General features: G+C 44.5%; 2 protein-coding genes. One reads left to right on the forward strand and one right to left on the reverse strand.

Going from position 1 to position 1015, the window contains the following annotated elements:
* Nucleotides 1–166 precede the first annotated feature (166 nt).
* Complete coding sequence (locus tag AWU74_RS06085) at nt 167–550, forward strand: transposase (RefSeq protein ID WP_306701025.1); 384 nt, start codon at nt 167–169, stop codon at nt 548–550.
* 245 nt (nt 551–795) lie between these two features.
* Here AWU74_RS06085 and AWU74_RS12750 read toward each other — a convergent pair.
* A partial coding sequence (locus tag AWU74_RS12750; protein WP_238580199.1) for a hypothetical protein occupies nt 796–1015 on the reverse strand: 220 nt, incomplete at its 5' end.

Raw genomic sequence — 1015 nt, forward strand, 5'->3', positions numbered from 1 at the left:
CGTTTTGTCGCTGGCGGGATAAGGGTATAGGGAGAACGCTGGCGAAAGCCGCAAGAGGCGAGCCTGCCGGGGATATCTTTATGATAGATTCGACGTATATCAAGGCACACGCGGAAGCATGCGGGGCACAAGGCGGCAGTCAGGACATTAGCCGCACAAAAGGGGGCTGAACAGCAAATTGCACTTGGTAGTCGACGAGTACGGGATGCCGGCAGGCGGCATTGTGACAAGCGGTACTGTCGCGGACTGTAGCCAGGCGCCTCTCCTTATGGAGGATTTGGAGGCGAAAGCGTTCCTTGCGGACAAAGCGTATGATACGAACGAACTGCTCGGCATGCTTAAGGAAGCGGATATAACAGCCGTCATCCCTCCGGTTAAAAGCCGGAAAGAGCAGAGAGCGTACAGCCGTGAACTGTATCGGGCACGGCACGTCATTGAAAACGTCTTCCGTGCCCTCAAGCGCCGGCGGGGAATTGCTGCGCGCTATGCAAAGCTCACCGCTTCCTTCATAGCCGCCATTCATGTCAGGTGTTTGTTCCTCTACCTTTAAGTCCACACTGCCTAGCACTTATTCGTTAGAAAAACATCAAAAAGAAACAACTCTTAAGAAAAAACATAATAAGGGAGAGTTGCCATTTGATATTTACTTAAAGAATACAAAAGACCTTGTTCAATCCGTCATTGTTCTATGCGAACAAAGACGCCTTACAGCTATATCTTTGCGAAAGTTCATCGGATTGCCTCTATTTAAAACATTACCTATCAAAATATCTTGATAAAAAGCATCTGAGAATATTACCGCTTGGCGGCTGTGGTGAGGTAACTAAATTGATGCAAAAAACTTTTGCCAATAATTAGTGACAAAATTACCGATATAAAAGAGAAAATATTGGGGCATAACAGAGGATTGCAAAAGAAAACGATTGATGAATATTTGATTATATTTTCAACATTTTCTAAATCAGTTAATGAATTTAGTTTTATCCATACAAGAATTATTCTATTCTTGCCATAA

The sequence above is a fragment of the Treponema endosymbiont of Eucomonympha sp. genome (assembly GCF_001028545.1).